This window comes from Sphingobacterium sp. UBA5639 (genome assembly GCF_002421245.1).
In the GTDB taxonomy this organism is placed as follows: Bacteria; Bacteroidota; Bacteroidia; order Sphingobacteriales; family Sphingobacteriaceae; genus Sphingobacterium; species Sphingobacterium multivorum.
The window spans coordinates 280,627-300,898 of sequence record NZ_DIJR01000037.1 but is presented as its reverse complement, the minus strand read 5'-3'; the positions used below and the strand labels follow the sequence as shown (position 1 = coordinate 300,898).

At 39.5% G+C, this 20,272-nt stretch carries 26 protein-coding genes; 16 read left to right on the top strand and 10 right to left on the bottom strand.

Translation table 11 applies throughout. From position 1 onward, the window contains the following. Positions 1 to 19: 19 nt before the first annotated feature. From B4Z90_RS24775 to B4Z90_RS24750, 6 genes are all read left to right on the top strand, one after another. The gene (locus B4Z90_RS24775; protein ID WP_070562601.1) at positions 20 to 889 is read left to right on the top strand and encodes a menaquinone biosynthesis family protein; all 870 of its coding nucleotides are present in this window, start codon (positions 20 to 22) and stop codon (positions 887 to 889) included. A 257-nt stretch (positions 890 to 1,146) separates the two neighbouring features. Continuing rightward, positions 1,147 to 4,434, top strand: coding sequence for a preprotein translocase subunit SecA (gene secA / locus B4Z90_RS24770; protein ID WP_286803607.1), 3,288 nt, complete (start codon positions 1,147 to 1,149; stop codon positions 4,432 to 4,434). 20 nt (positions 4,435 to 4,454) lie between these two features. Next, a complete protein-coding gene (locus B4Z90_RS24765) occupies positions 4,455 to 4,913 on the top strand; it encodes an SPOR domain-containing protein (RefSeq protein WP_088159759.1) in 459 nt (152 codons plus the stop codon). 13 nt (positions 4,914 to 4,926) lie between these two features. Continuing rightward, positions 4,927 to 6,117 (top strand): M20 metallopeptidase family protein, encoded by a 1,191-nt coding sequence (locus B4Z90_RS24760; RefSeq protein WP_286803605.1) that lies wholly within the window; start codon positions 4,927 to 4,929, stop codon positions 6,115 to 6,117. 7 nt (positions 6,118 to 6,124) lie between these two features. After that, a complete protein-coding gene (locus B4Z90_RS24755) occupies positions 6,125 to 6,703 on the top strand; it encodes a hypothetical protein (RefSeq protein ID WP_070562597.1) in 579 nt (192 codons plus the stop codon). Further along, positions 6,700 to 7,188: a GNAT family N-acetyltransferase gene (locus B4Z90_RS24750; protein WP_070562594.1), complete on the top strand. Its 489-nt coding sequence runs from the start codon at positions 6,700 to 6,702 to the stop codon at positions 7,186 to 7,188. Before B4Z90_RS24755 ends, B4Z90_RS24750 begins: the two co-directional genes overlap by 4 nt. A gap of 9 nt (positions 7,189 to 7,197) precedes the next feature. Here B4Z90_RS24750 and B4Z90_RS24745 read toward each other — a convergent pair whose 3' ends face one another. Next, positions 7,198 to 8,502: a M20/M25/M40 family metallo-hydrolase gene (locus tag B4Z90_RS24745; RefSeq protein ID WP_286803603.1), complete on the bottom strand. Its 1,305-nt coding sequence runs from the start codon at positions 8,500 to 8,502 to the stop codon at positions 7,198 to 7,200. Positions 8,503 to 8,749: 247 nt separating this feature from the next. On the opposite strand from B4Z90_RS24745, the gene B4Z90_RS24740 reads away from it, so the two are divergent. Genes B4Z90_RS24740 through B4Z90_RS24730 form a run of 3 tightly spaced genes read left to right on the top strand, consistent with a single transcriptional unit; the run spans position 8,750 to position 9,597 of the window. Continuing rightward, on the top strand, positions 8,750 to 9,064 hold the full coding sequence (locus B4Z90_RS24740) for a rhodanese-like domain-containing protein (RefSeq protein ID WP_070562591.1): 315 nt from the start codon (positions 8,750 to 8,752) through the stop codon (positions 9,062 to 9,064). A gap of 1 nt (position 9,065) precedes the next feature. Beyond that, a complete protein-coding gene (locus B4Z90_RS24735) occupies positions 9,066 to 9,365 on the top strand; it encodes a hypothetical protein (RefSeq protein ID WP_046672585.1) in 300 nt (99 codons plus the stop codon). A 1-nt stretch (position 9,366) separates the two neighbouring features. Next, on the top strand, positions 9,367 to 9,597 hold the full coding sequence (locus B4Z90_RS24730) for a DUF6358 family protein (protein WP_070562589.1): 231 nt from the start codon (positions 9,367 to 9,369) through the stop codon (positions 9,595 to 9,597). 32 nt (positions 9,598 to 9,629) lie between these two features. On the opposite strand, the gene gcvT is transcribed toward B4Z90_RS24730, so the two are convergent. The 6 genes from gcvT to B4Z90_RS24700 form a co-directional block, all read right to left on the bottom strand. After that, complete coding sequence (gene gcvT, locus B4Z90_RS24725) at positions 9,630 to 10,712, bottom strand: glycine cleavage system aminomethyltransferase GcvT (protein WP_070562585.1); 1,083 nt, start codon at positions 10,710 to 10,712, stop codon at positions 9,630 to 9,632. Between the two features lie 80 nt (positions 10,713 to 10,792). After that, complete coding sequence (locus B4Z90_RS24720; RefSeq protein ID WP_046672588.1) at positions 10,793 to 11,611, bottom strand: DUF6929 family protein; 819 nt, start codon at positions 11,609 to 11,611, stop codon at positions 10,793 to 10,795. Further along, complete coding sequence (locus B4Z90_RS24715) at positions 11,605 to 12,297, bottom strand: pseudouridine synthase (RefSeq protein WP_070562582.1); 693 nt, start codon at positions 12,295 to 12,297, stop codon at positions 11,605 to 11,607. The genes B4Z90_RS24720 and B4Z90_RS24715 overlap by 7 nt, the downstream gene beginning before the upstream one ends. Position 12,298: 1 nt before the next feature. Next, a complete protein-coding gene (locus B4Z90_RS24710) occupies positions 12,299 to 12,667 on the bottom strand; it encodes a DUF4359 domain-containing protein (RefSeq protein WP_070562579.1) in 369 nt (122 codons plus the stop codon). Between the two features lie 140 nt (positions 12,668 to 12,807). Next, positions 12,808 to 13,305, bottom strand: a complete 498-nt coding sequence (locus tag B4Z90_RS24705) for a DUF4112 domain-containing protein (protein ID WP_070562577.1) — start codon at positions 13,303 to 13,305, stop codon at positions 12,808 to 12,810. A gap of 2 nt (positions 13,306 to 13,307) precedes the next feature. Beyond that, the gene (locus B4Z90_RS24700) at positions 13,308 to 14,024 is read right to left on the bottom strand and encodes an SIMPL domain-containing protein (RefSeq protein WP_046672592.1); all 717 of its coding nucleotides are present in this window, start codon (positions 14,022 to 14,024) and stop codon (positions 13,308 to 13,310) included. A 162-nt stretch (positions 14,025 to 14,186) separates the two neighbouring features. On the opposite strand from B4Z90_RS24700, the gene B4Z90_RS24695 reads away from it, so the two are divergent. Both B4Z90_RS24695 and B4Z90_RS24690 read left to right on the top strand, forming a co-directional pair. Beyond that, positions 14,187 to 14,378, top strand: coding sequence for a cold-shock protein (locus tag B4Z90_RS24695; RefSeq protein ID WP_046672593.1), 192 nt, complete (start codon positions 14,187 to 14,189; stop codon positions 14,376 to 14,378). Between the two features lie 175 nt (positions 14,379 to 14,553). Further along, positions 14,554 to 14,748 (top strand): hypothetical protein, encoded by a 195-nt coding sequence (locus tag B4Z90_RS24690; RefSeq protein ID WP_046672594.1) that lies wholly within the window; start codon positions 14,554 to 14,556, stop codon positions 14,746 to 14,748. 151 nt (positions 14,749 to 14,899) lie between these two features. Here the strand turns inward: B4Z90_RS24690 and B4Z90_RS24685 are convergent, their stop codons facing one another. The 3 genes from B4Z90_RS24685 to B4Z90_RS24675 all read right to left on the bottom strand — a co-directional run bounded on the left by B4Z90_RS24685 (position 14,900) and on the right by B4Z90_RS24675 (position 16,578). Continuing rightward, on the bottom strand, positions 14,900 to 15,388 hold the full coding sequence (locus B4Z90_RS24685) for a DUF805 domain-containing protein (protein WP_070562574.1): 489 nt from the start codon (positions 15,386 to 15,388) through the stop codon (positions 14,900 to 14,902). A gap of 232 nt (positions 15,389 to 15,620) precedes the next feature. After that, positions 15,621 to 16,343 (bottom strand): DNA repair protein RecO, encoded by a 723-nt coding sequence (gene recO, locus B4Z90_RS24680; RefSeq protein ID WP_070562569.1) that lies wholly within the window; start codon positions 16,341 to 16,343, stop codon positions 15,621 to 15,623. Then, entirely contained in the window at positions 16,327 to 16,578 is a 252-nt protein-coding gene (locus tag B4Z90_RS24675) for a hypothetical protein (protein ID WP_046672596.1), read from the bottom strand. The genes recO and B4Z90_RS24675 overlap by 17 nt, the downstream gene beginning before the upstream one ends. 217 nt (positions 16,579 to 16,795) lie before the next feature. Here B4Z90_RS24675 and rpmB point away from each other — a divergent pair, with 217 nt between their 5' ends. The 5 genes from rpmB (at position 16,796) to rimO (ending at position 19,959) form a co-directional block, all read left to right on the top strand. Then, a complete protein-coding gene (gene rpmB / locus B4Z90_RS24670) occupies positions 16,796 to 17,029 on the top strand; it encodes a 50S ribosomal protein L28 (RefSeq protein WP_046672597.1) in 234 nt (77 codons plus the stop codon). 76 nt (positions 17,030 to 17,105) lie between these two features. Then, positions 17,106 to 17,288, top strand: coding sequence for a 50S ribosomal protein L33 (gene rpmG / locus B4Z90_RS24665; RefSeq protein ID WP_002998409.1), 183 nt, complete (start codon positions 17,106 to 17,108; stop codon positions 17,286 to 17,288). Between the two features lie 51 nt (positions 17,289 to 17,339). Beyond that, complete coding sequence (locus B4Z90_RS24660; protein ID WP_070562566.1) at positions 17,340 to 17,501, top strand: DUF4295 domain-containing protein; 162 nt, start codon at positions 17,340 to 17,342, stop codon at positions 17,499 to 17,501. Positions 17,502 to 17,640: 139 nt separating this feature from the next. Beyond that, the gene (gene ftsY / locus B4Z90_RS24655) at positions 17,641 to 18,603 is read left to right on the top strand and encodes a signal recognition particle-docking protein FtsY (RefSeq protein ID WP_046672598.1); all 963 of its coding nucleotides are present in this window, start codon (positions 17,641 to 17,643) and stop codon (positions 18,601 to 18,603) included. 18 nt (positions 18,604 to 18,621) lie between these two features. Further along, positions 18,622 to 19,959, top strand: a complete 1,338-nt coding sequence (rimO, locus tag B4Z90_RS24650; protein WP_070562563.1) for a 30S ribosomal protein S12 methylthiotransferase RimO — start codon at positions 18,622 to 18,624, stop codon at positions 19,957 to 19,959. Positions 19,960 to 20,272: the final 313 nt, after the last annotated feature.

Below are 20,272 nucleotides of genomic sequence, written 5' to 3'. Positions count from 1 at the left end.
GGGAAAAATTTTGTACAACATGAAATTAACATTAGGATTTTCTCCATGTCCAAACGATACATTTATTTTTGATGCATTGATTCATCATAAGATAGATACCAAAGGACTGGATTTTGAGGTGGAATATCAAGATGTGGAGACCTTGAACCTGAAAGCTTTTCAAGGCGATCTTGACATTACCAAGCTGAGCTATCATGCCTTTGCCTACGCTGTTGAAGATTATGAGTTGCTCGATGCAGGGAGTGCTTTAGGATTTGGTGTAGGGCCTATGCTGATTACGAAGGATCCGAAATTAGCAAAATTGCTGCAGCAAAAATTAGATCGGGCCGAAAGTTTAGATGGGTTTGATCAATTGAAAGTAGGGTATCCAGGGAAATATACCACGGCTAATTTTTTGTTAAGCCTGGCATTCCCCGAATTAAAAAATAAAGTAGAACTTGTTTTTTCGGATATTGAAGGAGCTTTACTGGATGGATCCATCGACTTAGGGTTGATTATTCATGAAAATAGGTTCACCTATGCCGAAAAAGGACTGCATAAGGTGGTGGATCTGGGTGAGTATTGGGAGAAGACGACAAAATTTCCGATTCCTCTTGGAGGAATTGTCGTAAAACGTAGTCTGCCACAAGAAGTGAAGGAGACGTTGAATACGATTTTGAAAGAAAGTGTAGAATTTGCATTTGCCAATCCGAAATCTGGGCTTGAATTCATTCGTGCACATGCACAGGAAATGAGTGAAGAGGTGATGTACAAGCATATTGAACTTTATGTCAATAAATATTCAGTAGCATTGGGGCTTGAAGGACGTGATGCAATTACGAAGATGTTTGAAAAGGCACAGGAACTGGGATTCATTCCGCATTCAGACCGTAAGTTGTTTTTATCATAAATTGACTGTCGGTTTAAAGCTCATATTGCTCAGAAAAACTTCACGTCAAGATGGCGTAAAAGGGGATAAATAGGTAGAGGATTCTTGCAGGCTGTAAGGAACTGACATTTTCAATAAAAATAACGTAAAAAAAATGGATGTAAGCTGTTAGATATCATATCTAATAACTAAATTTGCCCGATTAGTGTCAAATTGTCTGCAATTTTACTTTGGAGTCATTATTGTACAAAATCTTAAGTTGAGATAGAAAAAAAATTATGTTAAAGTTTTTAAGTAAATTATTTGGAAGTAAATCCGAGAGAGATATCAAGGGAATTCAGCCTGTGGTAGACCAAATCAAAGCTGAATATGAGAAGCTTTCAAATCTAACCAATGACGAGTTACGTGCCAAGACCGTTGATTTCAAAGAAAGAATTAAAAATTACCTAGCCGATATTGACCAAGAAATTGACACGCTTAAAAAAGAAGCGGATCAAGACGAGGACGATATGGCAAAGAAAACTTCTATTTACGAGCAAGTGGACAAATTGTCCAAAGACCGTGACAAGAAGTTGGAAGAGGTATTGAAGGATATTTTGCCGGAGGCATTTGCCGTGGTAAAAGAAACTTCAAGACGTTTGACAGAAAACGAAGAATTAGAAGTTACTGCCAACGATTTTGACAGAGAATTGGCTGTTTACAAATCAAACGTTATCATCAATGGTGATAAGGCGATTTGGAAAAACAAATGGATGGCTGCAGGTACTGAGGTCACTTGGAACATGGTACACTATGATGTCCAATTAATCGGTGGTATTGTATTGCACAGTGGTAAAATTGCCGAGATGGCAACCGGTGAGGGTAAAACGTTGGTAGGAACATTACCGACCTATCTAAATGCTCTTTCTGGTCAAGGCGTACACATTGTAACGGTGAATGATTACCTTGCTCGTCGTGACTCGGAGTGGAATGCTCCGTTATTTGAGTTCCATGGGCTATCTGTTGACTGTATTGATAAACATCAGCCGAATTCCCCGCAACGTCGTAAAGCTTATCAATCGGATATCGTATATGGTACGAATAACGAGTTTGGTTTCGATTATCTACGTGATAATATGGTTCAGACTCCGGACGCATTGGTGCAAGGAAAATTACACTTTGCCATGGTCGATGAGGTTGACTCCGTATTGATTGATGATGCCCGTACACCATTGATTATCTCAGGTCCGATTCCTCGTGGCGATGAACACGAATTCTACCAATTAAAACCACGTATCGAGCGTTTGGTGCATGTACAGAAAGCGTACATCAATACCGTCTTGAATGATGCTAAAAAAGCGCTGGCGGCAGGTGATTCTGACGTTGAAGGCGGCGGTTTGGCATTATTAAGAGCGTACAGAGGTTTGCCTAAAAATAAAGCATTAATCAAGTTCTTAAGCGAAGGCGCTAATCGTTCGATCTTACAAAAAGTAGAAAACTACTATATGCAAGAGCAAAATAAAAATATGCCTAAAGTAGATGCAGAACTTTATTTTGTGATTGATGAAAAGAACAACCAAGTAGAATTGACAGAAAAAGGTATCGAGTTGATTACAGCAACAGGCGAAGATCCTTCATTCTTTATTTTACCGGATGTTGGTACTGAGATTGCCGAAATTGAAAAGTCTTCGTTGACTTTGGAAGAAAAGGCAGCTCAGAAAGAAGATATGTTGCGCGATTATTCGATTAAAGCAGAGCGTATCCACTCGATCAACCAGTTGTTAAAAGCATATACCTTGTTTGAAAATGATGTTGAATATATCGTTGATGAAGGTAAAGTGAAAATTGTCGATGAGCAAACAGGTCGTATCATGGATGGCCGTCGTTACTCAGATGGTTTGCACCAGGCGATCGAAGCAAAGGAGAATGTGAAAGTAGAAGATGCGACACAAACTTACGCAACGATTACATTGCAAAATTACTTCCGCATGTACCACAAACTTTCGGGTATGACGGGTACAGCGTCGACAGAGGCCGGTGAGCTTTGGGAAATTTACAAATTGGATGTGGTAGAAATTCCGACAAATCGTGGAATCCAACGTGATGATCGTCAAGATTTGATCTATCGTACGGCCCGTGAAAAATACAATGCTGTAGCTGAAGAAATCCAACGATTGACAGAGCAGGGACGGCCAGTATTGGTCGGTACCACATCGGTTGAAATTTCGGAGTTATTGAGCCGTATGCTTCAATTACGTAAGATCAAGCATAACGTATTAAATGCGAAGTTACACCAAAAAGAAGCTGATATCGTCGCTGAAGCTGGACGCCCAGGACAAGTAACCATCGCGACGAATATGGCTGGTCGTGGTACGGATATTAAATTGACCGAAGAAGTTAAAAAAGCTGGTGGTCTTGCCATTATCGGTACCGAAAGACACGAATCTCGTCGTGTTGACCGTCAGTTACGTGGTCGTGCCGGTCGTCAGGGAGATCCAGGTTCTTCGCAATTCTTCGTTTCTTTGGAAGATAACTTAATGCGCTTATTCGCTTCAGAGAGAATCTCTAACATCATGGTGAAAATGGGTGTTGAAGAGGGCGAGGTGATGCAACATAGTATGTTGACTAAATCCATCGAACGCGCACAGCGTAAAGTGGAGGAGAATAACTTCGGTATCCGTAAACGTCTATTGGAATACGATGATGTAATGAACTCCCAACGTACCGTAATTTATTCGAAACGTAAAAATGCTTTGTTTGGAGAACGTTTAGACGTGGATTTGAACAACATGATTTTTGATGTTGCAGAAGAAATTGTCGTTGAAGCAAAAGAGCAAGGTAATTACGAAGATTTCCAAATCGAAGTAATCCGTATTTTTGCGATCACACCAGAAATTACAGCAGAAGAATTTGCACAGGGTAAAATTGAAGGCTTGACTGATCGTCTATTTGAGCATGCAATTAACGCTTACCACCATAAAATTGAGGCCGTTGGTGCTTTGACAGTTCCTGTATTGAATAATGTGTATGCGGAAAGAGGTCAGATCGTCGAAAATGTCGTTATTCCATTTACGGATGGTATCCGTGGCATTCAAGTTTCGGCGAATTTGAAAAAAGCCATCGAAAGCAACGGTAAAGAAGTTTTCAAATCTTTTGAAAAAGGAATCGTATTGGCATTAATCGATGAGGCTTGGAAAGAGCACCTGCGTGAAATGGATGATTTGAAACAATCGGTTCAAAATGCTGTTTATGAACAAAAGGATCCGATTATCATTTATAAAATGGAGGCATTTGATTTGTTTAAATCGATGTTGGCTTCAATGAATAAGGATGTCGTTAGCTTTATTTTCAAAGGAGAGATCCCTGGTCAAGAACCGACTTCTATGCAAGCGAGACAAGTACAGCAGGCTCCAGTAAAAACGATTGAAACGAAAGCTGAATTGGCTTCGCCTACAGGTGTGAGTGAGGAGGATGTGAATGAAGGTCCAAAAGAACCTGTTCGTAACGAGAATACTGTTGGACGCAATGACGAATGTCCTTGTGGTTCAGGAAAAAAATATAAAAATTGCCACGGCGCAAATAACTAATCGATAAGAAAGGTTAAACTATGCTGAAGAGAGGATTGATTTTCATACATGCACTTGTGTTGTTTGCGCTAGTTCAGGTAAACGCACAAGAAAAAGGTGGAGTAATTGTAACCAAAGATTCATTGATTACACAGCTTCAAAATTTCAGGGCAGCTATGGGGATCAATCCTGTCGAAAGCAAAGCGACAGTAGTTCCTGCTAAACCCGTTGTCCGCTCAGCGGCGACGCGGGTCAAAGTAAGGGGATTCCGTGTACAGATCTTTGCTGGATCGAATCGGAATCAGGCATTTTCGGAGCAGACACGTTTCCGAAGTATGTATAAAGATATTGATACCTATATCACCTATGATGAACCCAATTATCGCGTCAAGGTAGGTGATTTTAGAAGTCGCTCTGAAGCAAATGCCTTCATGCGTGAATTACGTCAATATTTTAGCAACGTCTTTGTTTTTTCAGAGAACGTTTTTGTATATCAATAAATCAATCAACCTCATGGCAAGTACGAAAGAAAAAGTCCTGGCCTTAGCTCATCAATATTTTGAAGATACGGTTTCCAACCGTAGACATCTTCATCAGAATCCTGAACTTTCCTTCGAAGAATACAATACCTCGGCATTTGTAAAAAAGCAATTGGATGAATTGGGAATTCCTTATGAGGCTAAAGCTGATACGGGGATTGTCGCTTTAATCAAAGGTGACCTACCCTCAGATGAAGTTATCGCGTTGCGCGCAGATATGGATGCTTTACCAATTCAAGAAGTGGAGGGGCGTTCATATGGTTCCAACACCCCAGGAGTGATGCATGCCTGTGGCCATGATGTACATACCTCCTCACTTTTGGGGACAGCTAAAATATTGAATAGCCTAAAAGCCGAATTTGGAGGAACGATCAAATTGATCTTCCAGCCTGGCGAAGAGCGCTTGCCAGGAGGAGCTTCCTTAATGATCAAAGCGGGCGCTTTGCAGAATCCTGCCCCCTCAGCCATAATAGGTCAGCATGTGATGCCCCTTATTGAGGTAGGCAAGGTTGGTTTCCGTGAGGGAAAATATATGGCTTCCTGCGATGAACTGTTTATGACAGTCAAAGGCAGGGGCGGGCATGGTGCGCACCCGCATCAAAATATTGATCCAATTGTTATTACAGCACAGATCATTACCGCTTTGCAGCAGATTGCTAGTCGTTTTGCAGATCCACGTACACCGACTGTGCTATCTTTTGGAAAGATTATGGCCAACGGAGCTACAAATATTATTCCTGACCAGGTTTATCTGGAAGGTACATTTCGCACATTTGATGAGGAGTGGCGTGCTGAAGCACATGCGCGCATGGTAAAGATTGCTGTGAGCATTGCTGAAAGTATGGGAGCGACTTGTGAATTTGAAGTCCGTAAGGGCTATCCTTTTCTAATCAATGAGCCCCAATTGACTAAAAGTGCACGGACATTTGCAGAAGAGTATCTCGGTAAGGAAAATGTGGTAGACTTAGATCTATGGCCTGCCGCGGAGGATTTTTCCTATTATTCACAAGAAATTAATGCTTGTTTCTATCGTTTGGGTACAGGTAATGCAGCACGTGGTATCTCTTCAGCTGTCCATACGCCGACCTTTGACGTGGATGAGACTTCTTTGGAGATTAGTACGGGGTTGATGGCATACATTACCTTGCGTAGGCTCGGTTATTAAATTATATATGTCATCTCATCACATTGTTCGAGAGAATCAGGAACCTGCATTACTGATTGAAGACCTTTTCCTCATCGACGAAGAGGGCTTGGGGCAGCTGCTGGAATGGAGCCCCACAATTGTCATTGAGGCGGAAACCATCGATTTATTGGATGCGCGTGGTTATAAGTTCGATATCGTTTTTACAAAAAAATCCATTAACGATTCACAGGAAAATTTAAAGATCATTTCCTATGATAATGATTTTCTAAAGACGGCTATAGAATACCTGATAGCACATCAATACAAAGCGGTGAATATCCTGACTGATCAGCTTGATGTGGCTTATTACCAGCCCTATCTGGAGCAGATTAATATTGTGCTTATCTCTAAAGGAGTTCGCTATTGTTTTGTGACAACAGGCTTCACCAAATGGAAGCCTACAGGGGAAAGAATCCGAATTGAGGGGCTTGATGCTGATGAAAAAAACACGCACGAAGGCTTGATTAAGATCAATGACAACGAATACGAAATGGAAAAAGACGGCTTATTTGTCCTTAAATTTTCCCATATAAAATACATTTTAATAGGAGAAAAGATTGCATGATAACAATAGAATTGGCAGAACAAAGCGATATCAGAAGCATTTCAAATATGGCGCATAGTATTTGGCCTGTTACTTATGGAGAGATACTTTCACAAGATCAAATTGACTTTATGCTCGAAAAAAGCTATACCGTTGAGGGACTTGCAGAAAGTATGGTTAATGGCCAATTTTTTTATGTCTTGAAAGAAGATGGTATCGGTCAGGGATTTATTGCCTTGCGAACTCTTGAGGATCGTGTACGTATTGAAAAGCTCTATTTGATGCCCAATGTGCAAGGAAAAGGCTTCGGAAAGGCGCTGATAGACTTCGCTTCAGAAAAAACCATCTTAAAGGGTAAAGGGATTCTTGAATTGAACGTAAATAGAAATAACCCTGCTTACCATTTCTATTTGAAGCAGGGCTTTGAGATCATTGAAACGATTGATATTCCTTATTATGATTATGTTCTAAACGATTATGTCATGCAAAAAGAAGTAAAAGCTTAGGCCTGTCGCCTAATCTTTTAGTTTTTCGACCCGTGAAGGTGTTTGTTTGCCTGTTACAATTCCGGAGGTGCCTATGGCGATCGCTTCTATACTGGAAATGATATTCTGAACATTCAATGTAGACACTTCATCTTTTACGGTATGGTAATATTCATCCTTATCCATTTGGGATGTTGAAAATGAATGCGCAGGCACACCTTTGGCTGCCAATACCGCATTATCGCTTCGATAAAAGAGATTTTGTTTGGTATATGGATCAGGATAGAATCGGAAATTTGTATTTTTTAAATTTTCCTGCATTAATTCACCAAGATTCGACTGATCGTATCCTGTAATATACACTGTATTGGGACCGAATTTGGAATCTTTTCCGATCATTTCCATATTGATCATAGTGACTACCTGGTCAGCATTGATGTGGTTGGAAAAATATTTTGAGCCATACATGCCCAGTTCTTCTGCCGTAAAAGGGACGAAAATAAGGGTCCTTTCATTATTATTTTGTTTTTTGTAGTAATCTGCCAGGGTTAACATTGCGGTCACACCTGAGGCATCGTCATCGGCGCCATTGGCAATAGAATCTTGGCCTACTGCCTGAAGGATGCCAATATGATCGTAATGTCCCGAAAAGATAACGTATTCGTTCGGTTTACTTTTCCCGGGGATTATTCCTGCCACGTTAAACAAGGGGAAATTTTGAAGCTTCCGTTCAATATGAATTTGAAAAGTTTGGGGTTTCTCCGCTGTTAAAAGGTAGACAATTGATGGTTTTTGTTTGGAGGGGTCCTCTATAAATTTAGGAGAGTTGAGCATTTGACCAAAACGCACAAAATAGCTTTCAAAGGAGGGGTCTACCAATACAAGTGTATTTTCTTTGGCTAGAGAATGTTCTCTAAATACTTTCGCAAAATCATCGCCCGATTTTATTTCGACGATGTTAAGGCTACTTCGATTATCCCACTGTAAATCAACGTGGTTTCCAAGTGAAATAACATGGTCAGCTGGGATCAGCTGCTTATTGATGGTTGCGGATTTGCTTACCGGAGAGATTTTATCCAATTGGAATGTTTGCCTGTAATTTTGTTCTGCGTAGGGGCTAAGGCCTATTCTCTTCATTTCGGCAGCGATAAAATCTGCAGCTGGTTCGATGTCTTTTGTCAAAGCCGATCTCCCACGCATATCGTCAGCGGCTAGGGTATTGAGTATGCGGCTCACATCTTGGCGTTCCTGCTCGGAAATAACTTGCTGTCCATAGCTTACTGCCGAGAGTGCAAGTAAAGATATAGACAGTATAATTTTAGGTATTGAATTCATATAAAGCTTAGTAAAGTCTGGGTGAAGATAAGGAAAATTCTACAAGCGAATTGTGCAGACAATAAACTTCCTAAAATGATCCATTTCAAATGATCCGATGACAGGCAAAACCCATCTAAGATTTCTAATGCCGTTAATACACTAAAAATTGAGGCTACTCTTAGCAACATCGACTGATTTTGAGCATCCAGGAAAGCGAACACTTTCGGAAAAAATGTAGTATATTTGACTATTAAATTGTTTGAAAATGAAAGAAGTATCTGTACAAGAATTAAAGAATAAAATCGATAACAACGAAGATTTTCAGTTGATAGACGTTCGTGAATCCTTTGAGTATGAAGTATCCAATTTAAATGGATTGAATATTCCACTTTCAGGTATACTGATCGAAGCTGATAAGATTGCGAAAGATAAACCTGTTATCGTACAATGCCGTTCTGGAAAACGTTCTGCACAGGCGATTATGTTATTGGAACAACAGGGTTTTGACAATCTTGCAAATTTAAAAGGCGGAATTTTAGCTTGGAAAGAGGAAATCGATCCAGAGTTAGACGTTTATTAAGATGAAAAATTTGGAGCATCAGACTAAGCAAGCTTTCTTGTTTAGTCTTGCTTTTTATAGCGTAGCTATTTTAGCGCGATTATTTAACCTTGGTATATTCCCCATATTAGGTAGCCTTTCCATTCTATTGTCTCTCCTATGGGTAATATTGGTTCTACGGGAAATCATGCTTTCGAGGACAATTTCTAACACAGAAAGGATGCTGATGGCTTTGACGATTGTTTTATTAAACATTGTTGGTGGAGCATTCTATTTCTTTGGCGGATGGAGACAGCGGGTATTGGGATTAATAAAAAAGTGATATGTTAAAGTATTTTTTTCTAAATATAGTGTTGAGTTTGGCTATTGTATTTTTAGTTTACAGTGGTTTTGAAGGGTATAAGGCCGGCAACATGCTGGTAACGGGATTATCCATCGCCTTTTTGGTGGTTTTGATCTATCTCCGTGTTGTTTTAAGCAAACGGGTTCGATCACTTATTCAGCAAAAAGAAAGCGGTAAACAACAACTTATTACAAAACAAAAGAAGAAGTAATAAAAAAAGCCTGCTNNAGCAGGCTTTTTTTATTACTTCACAAATGGTGGTTTTGTTACTTTTGCTTTTATTTTTTGATTACGGATCAGAATGAAGATCTCGGTGCCGTCTTTTGAAAAGGCTGTGTCCACATAACCTAAACCGATTGATTTTTTCAATGTTGGTGATTGTGTACCTGAAGTCACACGTCCAATTACATTTCCATCAGCATCAACAATTTCGTAATCATGACGAGGAATGCCTCTGTCAATCATTTCGAAACCAACGAGCTTTTTCTTTAGACCAGCTTCTTTTTCCGCTTTAAGCGCCGCAGAATTCACAAAGTCTTTTGTAAACTTCGTTACCCAGCCTAAACCGCCTTCTAAAGGAGAGGTATTATCGTCGATGTCATTTCCGTATAGGCAGAAACCCATTTCTAGACGTAAAGTATCACGGGCACCTAAACCAATAGGTTTGATTCCATAAGCTTTACCGGCTTCGAAAATAGCATCCCATACTTTTTGGGCATCTTCATTGGCCACATAGATTTCAAAACCTCCAGCTCCCGTATATCCTGTTGCAGAAACCAACACATTCTCTACGCCCGCAAATGTACCTTTTGCAAAGGTATAGTATTCCATTGGAGCTAATTCGATGTCGGTAAGCGATTGAAGTGCATCTGCAGCCTTAGGACCTTGTACCGCGAATAAGGAGGTTTGATCAGAGATATTCTTCATCTCCACACCAGCTGTATTGTATTTGGAGATCCAGTTCCAGTCTTTCTCAATATTTGACGCATTCACAACCAAAAAATATGTCTTATCGTCTATACGGTATGTTAGGAAGTCATCAACTACACCGCCAGTTTCATTGGGGATATAAGCATATTGAACTTTGCCATCGTATAATTTTGACACATCATTGGAAGAGATTTTTTGAAGTAGATCCAGGGCTTTTTCCCCTTTTAGGATGAATTCACCCATGTGGCTTACATCAAAAACTCCTACACCTGTGCGAACTGTTTCGTGCTCATCATTGATGCCTGTGTATTGTACGGGCATGTTGAAGCCTGCAAAGGGAACCATTTTTGCTCCTAAAGCAATGTGCGTCTCCGAAAGGGCAGTATTTTTTAACATAAAAATTAAGTTTTAATCAGCTACAAATTTAATAAAATATACGTGATTCCTCACTGTGAATCCATTTTAGAACAATCGATTTAATTGCTTACCCGGAGCGAATAGATGGTCATATAATCATCTTCGCTATCGGTATCTTCACATAGCAGGAACATTAGGCCTTGGGCCGTTTCCTCTTTCAATGTGATTCCTTCAAATTTATGCTTTTCGGGAATTTCGAATGTCTCGGGTTTGCCGGAAAGATCGGAAGGTATTTTTCCAAGAAGAGAACCACTGATCTCTCCATCCAGATAAGTCGATTTTGCATTTTCGGCGGTAGCAATAAAATAGATTTCATTTCCAACCAGGGTGGCATCTGAGAAACCTGTCGAGATGCCATTGAGCTTGGGTAGTTCAATCGGGATACAGCGGGATTGTTCGGCAGCAAGCGGATGATACTCTAAAATGGCATTTATGCCTTTAGGGCCATTTCCCCGGTTAAAAAATAAGATCTTATCTTTTAAATGAACTACGCCTTCAATATTGAAGTCTTCTTTGGAAATATTGAATTTTTCCATTAAGGAAGAATAGATGTTACTGTAGTCTTCCTGAAGGACTGTTTTGCCGTCCCAAATAAAACGAGTGTTTCTGTTTGGGGTAGAACCAGAGCCATAAAGATAATAGCGGCTTCCATCGAAAGTGATCGATTCCAAATCCATTTTAGCTGCTTTAGCCCTATTTTCCATCGGATCAGACTGCCGTAGTGCCGTTTTAGACAACTTTTGGTCTGTGATACTATAGCTGTAGATATAATTGCTATTGTCAGAAACGATATGGATTTGCCTATCCTGATAGACAATACCAGAAGCTGCGGTAATACCGGATATGCTGATAAAGGCTTCGAGAATCAATTTTAACATATCGCGTTGAGGTTTAATATTTCCAATACCCGGATGAAATCGGGTTGTAGGGGTGCTTTGATATGAACGTCTTCGCCCGATAAAGGATGTTTAAAGGTCAGTTCCGAGGCATGCAATAGCATGGTATCCATTTGGTAGGCTTCTTTCCAGAACTTGTTTTGTTTGTTGCATCCGTGCGGACGATCGCCGATAATGGGATGAAAGATATGCGCAAAATGGCGACGTAACTGATGCATACGACCCGTAATTGGGTTGGCTTCGACGAGACTGTATCGTGCTGTCGGAAATTTTCCGAAGGGAACGGCCAACTCGCCTTGAGCAAGTAAGCGAAAAGATGTTTGTGCTTCCTGAACGGTGCCATCGTCCCTTTTTAAGGGATAGTCAATCAGGCCTTCTGCTGGCGCGAAGCCCCTCAGAACAGCGAGGTATTTTTTGTCGATCTTACGCTCCTGAAAACTTTTTTGTAAGTATTGGTCCGTCTCCTTATTTAATGAAAATAACAGAATGCCTCCGGTCTTCCTGTCCAAACGATGTGCGGGATAAACGGTTTTTCCTAATTGGTCCCGAAGGAGCTGTAGGGCAAACGCTGAAGCATCGCGCGCAATAGCAGATCGGTGCACCAATAGTCCATGTGGTTTATTGATTGCAACGATGGATTCGTCTTGATAAAGTATTTCTAAAGGCATGTTAAATCTTTTTCAATGCAGCAATAATTTCGTCGGCCTTTTCATCAATTTTTGGGCTCAGCCAGATGTATTTAAAAGCTCCGCCACCGATAATCTGTTCTGTACCCTGCCATTTTATTTTGGTTAGCGAAAACAAATAGTAGTTGTCGACCACAACGGAACTTTGGATAAATTTATCGACGATGTCATTTCCGAAGAGCTGCATCCCCAATCCGAAAAACTCTTGATCTTTCGCATGAAGCTGGCTTTTCAATAGCTGTTCAGCTTTCGCGCGTACAACCTTTTCGTGTTCCTCTTTGCTTGGGTTAGTCAAAATTGCGGCCAGCATGATGACGATCAAAATCAGTGCAAATATTCTTTTTTTGCTCATTTTAAATTTGAGATTAAGTTCTGGATGTCATAACACGATGACTATCGCGATCAAAATTATTAAATAGATATTAGATATGGGCAACTGTTTTAAGAGAAATGCGAAGGATTCTGCCCTATAGGTGAAGCAAGGAGGTTTATTTAGGATCCGAGGGTATTCAATAGCGAGAATGCCCAAGAGAATAACGTCCAGATAAGATAAAATGTAACACCGATGAATAAGAAGAAGACCGTTAGAATACTGATGATTATACCGATACCCGAGCCTGAATGCTTGCCTTCGTAGTAATGTTGTCGTAATAATTTGATGTTCTTTTCATTGGCCTTGCTAAAAAAATCAAAAAAGTTTCCGAGGAAAGGAATGCTACCCAAAACAGCATCAATCGAGATATTGAGTAACATGCGTATGACTAATTTTGGACTGGCGCCGTTACGCCACATGGCTATGACAAGAACCAGAGAGGTTCCGAAGCCCGCTATCGCGCCACCTAAGGGGATGAGATTCAAGACTGGATCAAGTCCGAAGCGAAAGTTTCCAATCTTGAATTGATTATCCATTAACCAAGATATTCGGTCAATCCAACCGAAATCTTGGTCAATTTGTTTTAATTTATCTGCTGGAGTTTTTTCCCTATGCATGATTACAATAACTCAAATGAAGCGCTGATTTCACTCGTAACTTTCATCGGTCTGATATTTAAATCTAACCCACTGTCACCAGCGCTGTCTGCTGCTTCGGCCATAGCACCTTTATACATGGCATTACGCATCATCGGTTGTACGCCAAATATAATTTGTTGTGGTGTTTCAGATAATACGATCGCTTTACCAATTTTTTGGCCTGCGGCTTCTGCCAAAATTTGAGCATTGACTTTTGCATCCAATACCGCCTTGGTTTTTAAACTTTTTTCCAACTCCTTTTTCTTTGAATAATCATATTCGCTAATATAGGTGCTTTGGATACCGGCTTTGTCAACACCGTCTAATAGTTGGCCCAAATTGTTCAAGTTGGTTACCTTAATACGGTATTGTCTGGAGAGCAAGATATCGGTGTCTTTTTTCTTTTTATCCGGAACATTATAGCTCCAGATATTCTGGATGGTAAAATCTTCTTTTTTTACACCCGCTTTTGTCGCCGAATCGAACAGATCTTTTTCTAGCTTTTCTATTGCGGCCTTTTTCTTCGTGTTACCGTTCTCATAAAACTCTTTTAGGGTAACATCAATATAGATAATATCTGGTGTTACTTCTTCTTCTGCACGGCCTACCGTAGATACAAATTCTTTATTAACCATTTGTTGCGCGTTTACTTGGGTCATCAAACCTAAAAAGGCTAGTCCTAATAGTATTTTTTTCATATTTTTCGTCTTTAACTTTTTATAATAATACGATTGCCATTATCGCATTGCTACAAGATTGGAGCCAAAGTTTATGAAAAAGTTTAACGGATAAAAAAAATAAAAAGGTTAAGATTTTTGATTTTATTTCTCTACCTTTAGGGAAATTAATAATATAGTGCCATGCAAGAAGGTAAAGTAAAATTCTTTAATGAGACCAAAGGTTTCGGTTTCATCATCCCTAACTCAGGCGAGAGCGAAATTTTTGTTCACGTTTCTGGATTAGTAGACAAAGTTCGTGAGAATGACAATGTATCTTACGAAGTTGAACAAGGCCGTAAAGGTCTTAATGCGGTAAATGTAAGAGTTATCTAATTAGATTCAAGATATATTTATTGTGAAAAGGCCTATGCGAACAGCATGGGCTTTTTTATTTTATGGGAAATCTGGCTCTTAGAAAAGGATATTCTGCGACAGGGCGTGTTTACTTGCTTGAGTAAATAATTTGGACTGATAATTATAATAGGGTATTTAAAAATAGTTAGTGAAGATGAAACGTATTCTAGTATTGGGGCTGTCTGTTGTTATTGCGCTATCCATGTCGGCCTGTTATTCTGCCCATCATCACCATGGTCATGGCCGTGGTCCGAAAAGAATGCCTCCTGGGCATGCTAAAAAATACTATGGTGAGCAGTCGGCACGTGATTTTGCTCCGGGACAACAAAAGAAAAAACACAGACATTAATTTTTTATTGGATTGCATTCGACGAGCGTATACATGTTTGTAGGCTATCGAATATTTTCTTTTGACGACCATTGATGTGGTATAGAGAAGAAGCAAAATAATATAAAAAAAGCTTTCACAATTGTGAAAGCTTTTTTTATGCTGTTAGCATCTAAGCAAAAGGATCTTTATCAGGTGCTGGTGGCGTAGGATTTGATGGTTGTGAACTTCCAAATGGGTCCTGTGGCCGAGAAGAACCGAAGGGATCTTGGCTTTGAGTAAAAGGATGATTTGTTACGTTTTCCATCCCTTTGGGATCTGGACCATATTGATTTGAAGCCTTGTCGCCTTCCAGTACCAATAAGTAAAGCAGGTAGATCCAACCAATAAATGGAATCAATGCAACTAATATAAACCAGCCTGATTTATTGGTGTCATGTAATCTTCGGACCGTAACGGCTATTCCAGGAATTATTAAAGCTAAACTTACTAAACCTGAGACATACGTAAATAAGCTTGCAATTTGTCCAAGTATTGCAAATATTGCGCTAATGATGAGATTTGCAAGGAAAAACATCCAATATTCCTTACGGCGAGCCCTTCCTTCAAAGTTGGCATAGTTGTCTCGAACAACCTTTAAAAAGTTTTCTTTAAGTTCCATATTTTAAGACTTTTTTAGGTGAAAATGATTCTAGTAAATCAAAATGTTATTTCAATTTTTTTACAATAAATGTACCAAGAATTTATCCGAGAGATCAATTATTATAAAAGGGTAAGTGTTTGGAAGAGCTACAGTTGCTGCGCTTGCGCAAAAGAATAGCCGCGTTCATCCGCCTGTTTTGGATCTAAAGGCAGCATAGAATTCGCTTTCAAAGGAGAAAGCTGTGCGTAGCTTATCTAAATATTTCTTCGAGTATATAGAGCGATTTTATTTCTTTAAAATTTGTGCGGTGGAGACGATAGAAGTCGAGCACTTTTTCCAGCAGGAATTGTCGATCAGAAGCGGTCATTTTTATGCGGTCACAATTCGAATATTCGGATTCGATTAAATTTCTGAAAATTGACGTATGTGGTTCCTGTAATACAAGCGGGTGTTCAGGAAGGCTATCGGAGAAGGTAGCTTCATGAAGATTAAAATAAGGGTGGGCCTGTTTTGATTCAGCGGGATAAAACCCGAGAAAGCGGGTTAGCTTGATTAAAAAAACAAGATGGAAATTGGCCAGATTTAAATGCGTTTCATCTAGCCAACGTACAGACTGATGGATGAATTCAAAAAGATAATCGTCATTTTCTTGTTCCTTCAGAATTTTATAGAGTATTTCATTCAGAAAAAGTGCGAGCGAGCTTTTAACAATATCATAAGGTATTTCTTGCAAGACAGGGACTTGACGCGCTTCGGAGATCCGCTGTAAAGAACCATTATCTTTATGTGTAGCGACAATTTCCAGTAAATGTAAGGGTTGAAGAATATTGGCCTTGATCTTTGCTTTAGGCTTCCTTGCGCCCGTGATGAGATAGGATTGCATCCCAAACTGTTCCGTGTATATCTGCGCAACAAGGCTACTCTCCGAATAGTTGGTTGTTTTTAGGACAATACCCCTAGTTTTGATCAGCATCTCCTTCTTTCTCTTTTTTATGCGATTCTTCGCGCATCTCCATAATGGCATTTCGGTCTACTTTACGAATCATGCGATAGATCAAAGTCAGGACACCGATACTAAATACAATAACTCCGACAAGCATAGCAAGTTTATACCAGTTGGAGCGTTGTTCCATGAGGTAATATCCTAAGATTACAAGTACGACACCAATGATTATTTCCCTTAAGCCCTTGCGAAGATATTTGTTCATAAATGTGAATTGTTGAAAACTATTTTTCTTTACAGAGCAAATATAATACAATAAAATCCTTTATTTTTGCCCTTACCCTTCCTGTGTAGAACTATTTTTAAAAATAATTCCAATTATCTTGTTGCTTATCCAAAAAAAAATATAGATATTTGCAAACTCTTTGCAGAGAGTGCAAAGGATTAACATATTGTAATAAAGACAACAAAAAAATAATATCATGTCAAGAATTTGTGATTTAACAGGCAAAGCGGCGTTAACAGGAAATAACGTTTCTCACTCAAACGTTAAAACTAAACGTAAATTCTATCCAAATTTACAAACGAAACGTTTTTACATTCCAGAAGAAGATCGTTGGATTACGTTGAAAGTATCTACTTCTGCTATCAAGACTATCAATAAGAACGGGATTACAGCAGCGATCAATAAATTTATCGTTAAAGGGTCAATCTAATTGATTGTCGCGCCTGTTACATTAAGATTATTCATGAATTTCAATCCTATAATAGGATTCAAAATAAAGTAAAACAATGGCTAAAAAAGGAAATAGAGTACAAGTTATCTTAGAATGTACTGAACACAAAGAAAGTGGTCTTCCGGGAATGTCTCGTTACATCACTACTAAAAACAAAAAGAACACAACTGAGCGTTTGGAATTGAAAAAATTCAACCCAGTATTGAGAAAAGTTACTGTTCATAAAGAAATTAAGTAAGTCACACATCTTAGCACTTGAAAGAGAGGCTAAGTAAAATATTAATATACCATGGCAAAGAAAGCAGTTGCATCGTTACAAAAAGGTGGCGGTAAAGAATTTACAAAGGTTATTATTACTACTAAATCTGCAAAAACTGGCGCGTATACTTTCAAAGAAGGTATGGTTCACAACGATAAAGTGAAAGACGTCGTTGCTGCAGCTCAAAAATAACGAGTAGCATTTTCCTTTTTTAAAGTTTTTCTTTAAAAAGAATTCGATAAAAATAGCCGTTTTGGTATCCTACCGAAAGGGCTTTTTTTGTTGAGGACATTTGTTTATATTTGAACATCAATTTTCACTACTACACTCCATGGGATTATTTGATTTTTTTAAGAAAAAACCACAAACACAAGAAGAAGAACAGGCCTTAGACAAAGGTTTGGAAAAAACAAAAGAAGGCTTTCTTTCCAAGATTACAAAAGCTGTCGTTGGTAAATCAACAGTAGATGACGATGTGCTGGATAATCTGGAAGAGGTTTTGGTTACTTCTGATGTTGGGGTTACGACTACCTTAAAAATCATTGATCGCATACAGGCCCGTGTTGCCCGAGATAAGTACGTTTCTACTTCTGAGCTCAACAATCTCCTGAAAGAAGAAATTCAAACGCTACTGGCAGAGAACAATAGTGCTGATTTCGAGAATTTCAATTATGGCGATCATAAACCATACGTTATTATGGTTGTAGGTGTCAATGGGGTTGGCAAGACAACGACTATTGGCAAACTGGCTCATCAGCTGAAACAAGCTGGAAGCAAAGTTGTATTGGGGGCAGCGGATACCTTTCGGGCGGCTGCTGTTGATCAACTTAAATTATGGGGTGAGCGTGTTGGCGTGCGTGTTGTCGCTCAGGCCATGGGCTCGGATCCTGCTTCAGTGGCTTATGATACCGTGAAATCGGCAGTAGCAAATGGCGAAGATGTGTGTATCATTGATACCGCAGGCCGTTTGCACAATAAGGTTGGGCTAATGAATGAGCTCACGAAGATTAAGAATGTTATGCAAAAGGTTGTTCCAGGTGCACCACATGAAATCTTGTTGGTCTTGGACGCATCAACAGGGCAAAACGCCATTGAGCAATGTACGCAATTTACACAGGCAACCGATGTGAACGCTTTAGCATTGACGAAACTCGATGGAACGGCGAAGGGCGGGGTGGTTATTGGTATATCTGATCAATTTAAGATCCCGGTGAAATATATTGGTGTAGGAGAGAAAATTGGTGATCTTCAGTTGTTTAACAAAAAGGAATTTGTCGACTCCCTTTTCAAATAGAGTCTACCGTCTAATCATATGAAGACAAAATACGCGAAACCAGCCCCTTTGATAAATAAACCACGTGTCAATGTGGTAACCTTGGGCTGTTCGAAAAATATTCACGATAGTGAAGTCCTGATGGGCCAGTTAAAGGGCAATCAGATGGAAGTCGTGCATGAAGCATCCAATATACAAGCGAATGATATTGTCGTAATCAATACCTGCGGTTTTATTGATAATGCCAAACAAGAATCAATTGATGCGATCTTACAATATTCGGATCTAAAAGATCAGGGTAAAATCAACAAAGTGATCGTTACAGGTTGTCTTTCTGAGCGATATAAGCCGGAGTTACAGGCTGAAATCCCCAATGTTGATGCCTTTTTCGGTACGAACGATTTACCGGAGCTATTGTCATCCATTGGTGCTGATTATCGACACGAGTTATTGGGTGAGCGCTTATTGACAACACCTTCGCATTTTTCTTACTTTAAGATCGCTGAAGGTTGTAACCGACCATGTTCTTTTTGTGCAATTCCCCTGATGCGTGGTAAACACGTTTCTAAATCCATTGACGATCTTGTCAAAGAGGCAAAATTTCTTGCGTCGAACGGCACGAAAGAATTGATTCTGATTGCACAAGACCTGACCTATTATGGCTTAGATATTTATGGAAAGCGCAATCTTTCTGATTTAATGCGCCATTTGTCAGATGTTGATGGTATCGAATGGATCAGACTGCAGTATGCCTATCCTTCGGGTTTCCCAATGGATATTTTGGACGCAATGAACGAACGTTCGAATATCTGTAATTACTTGGATATGCCACTACAACATATATCTGATCCGATGTTGAAGTCTATGCGAAGAGGTACAACAAAACAGAAACAGATTGATCTTGTCAACGCAATACGTGACAAAGTTCCAGATATCGCTTTGCGTACAACATTAATTTGTGGTTATCCAGGTGAAACTGAACAGGATTTTCAGGAGATGTTGGATTGGGTTGAAGAAACCCGTTTTGACAGATTAGGGTGTTTTACCTATTCTCACGAAGAAAAGACGCACGCACATTCTCTGGAGGACGATGTGCCACAGGAAGTAAAAGAAGGACGGGTGGAAGCCATCATGGAAATACAGCAAGGTATTTCGTACGATATCAATCAGTCTAAAGTCGGTAATACCTATAAAGTACTGGTTGATCGGGTAGACGGCGATTACTTTATTGGCCGGACAGAATACGATTCTCCGGAGGTCGACAATGAGGTCTTGATTCCCGCGGTAGATTCTTATGCACGCATTGGTGATTTTGTTCAGGTAAAAATCGACCGAGCTGAAGATTTCGATCTATATGGTGAGATTGTAAGGAAATAAGTATAAAAGCTTATAGATGATAATATAAACAAACGGGCCTCCCTTAGTCAAAGGAGGCCCGTTTGTTTATAGGCAATTGTCAGTAAAATGATATAATTTAAAAGCGGGACAAGCTTTTTGTGAAAATTCACTATTTTGTCGGGGCAAACTAGATACATTTGTAAACGTACAATCCCCATTTTAAACAATCTATAGCCGTTTAAAATCAGATTCAAGAAAGCCTGTAGTTTCAGGATGAATCAGCCTTCTGATTGAAATTGAAAATAGGTTCTATTAACGGAAAAGATTCACTGCCATGTCAGGTTGCTTTGGG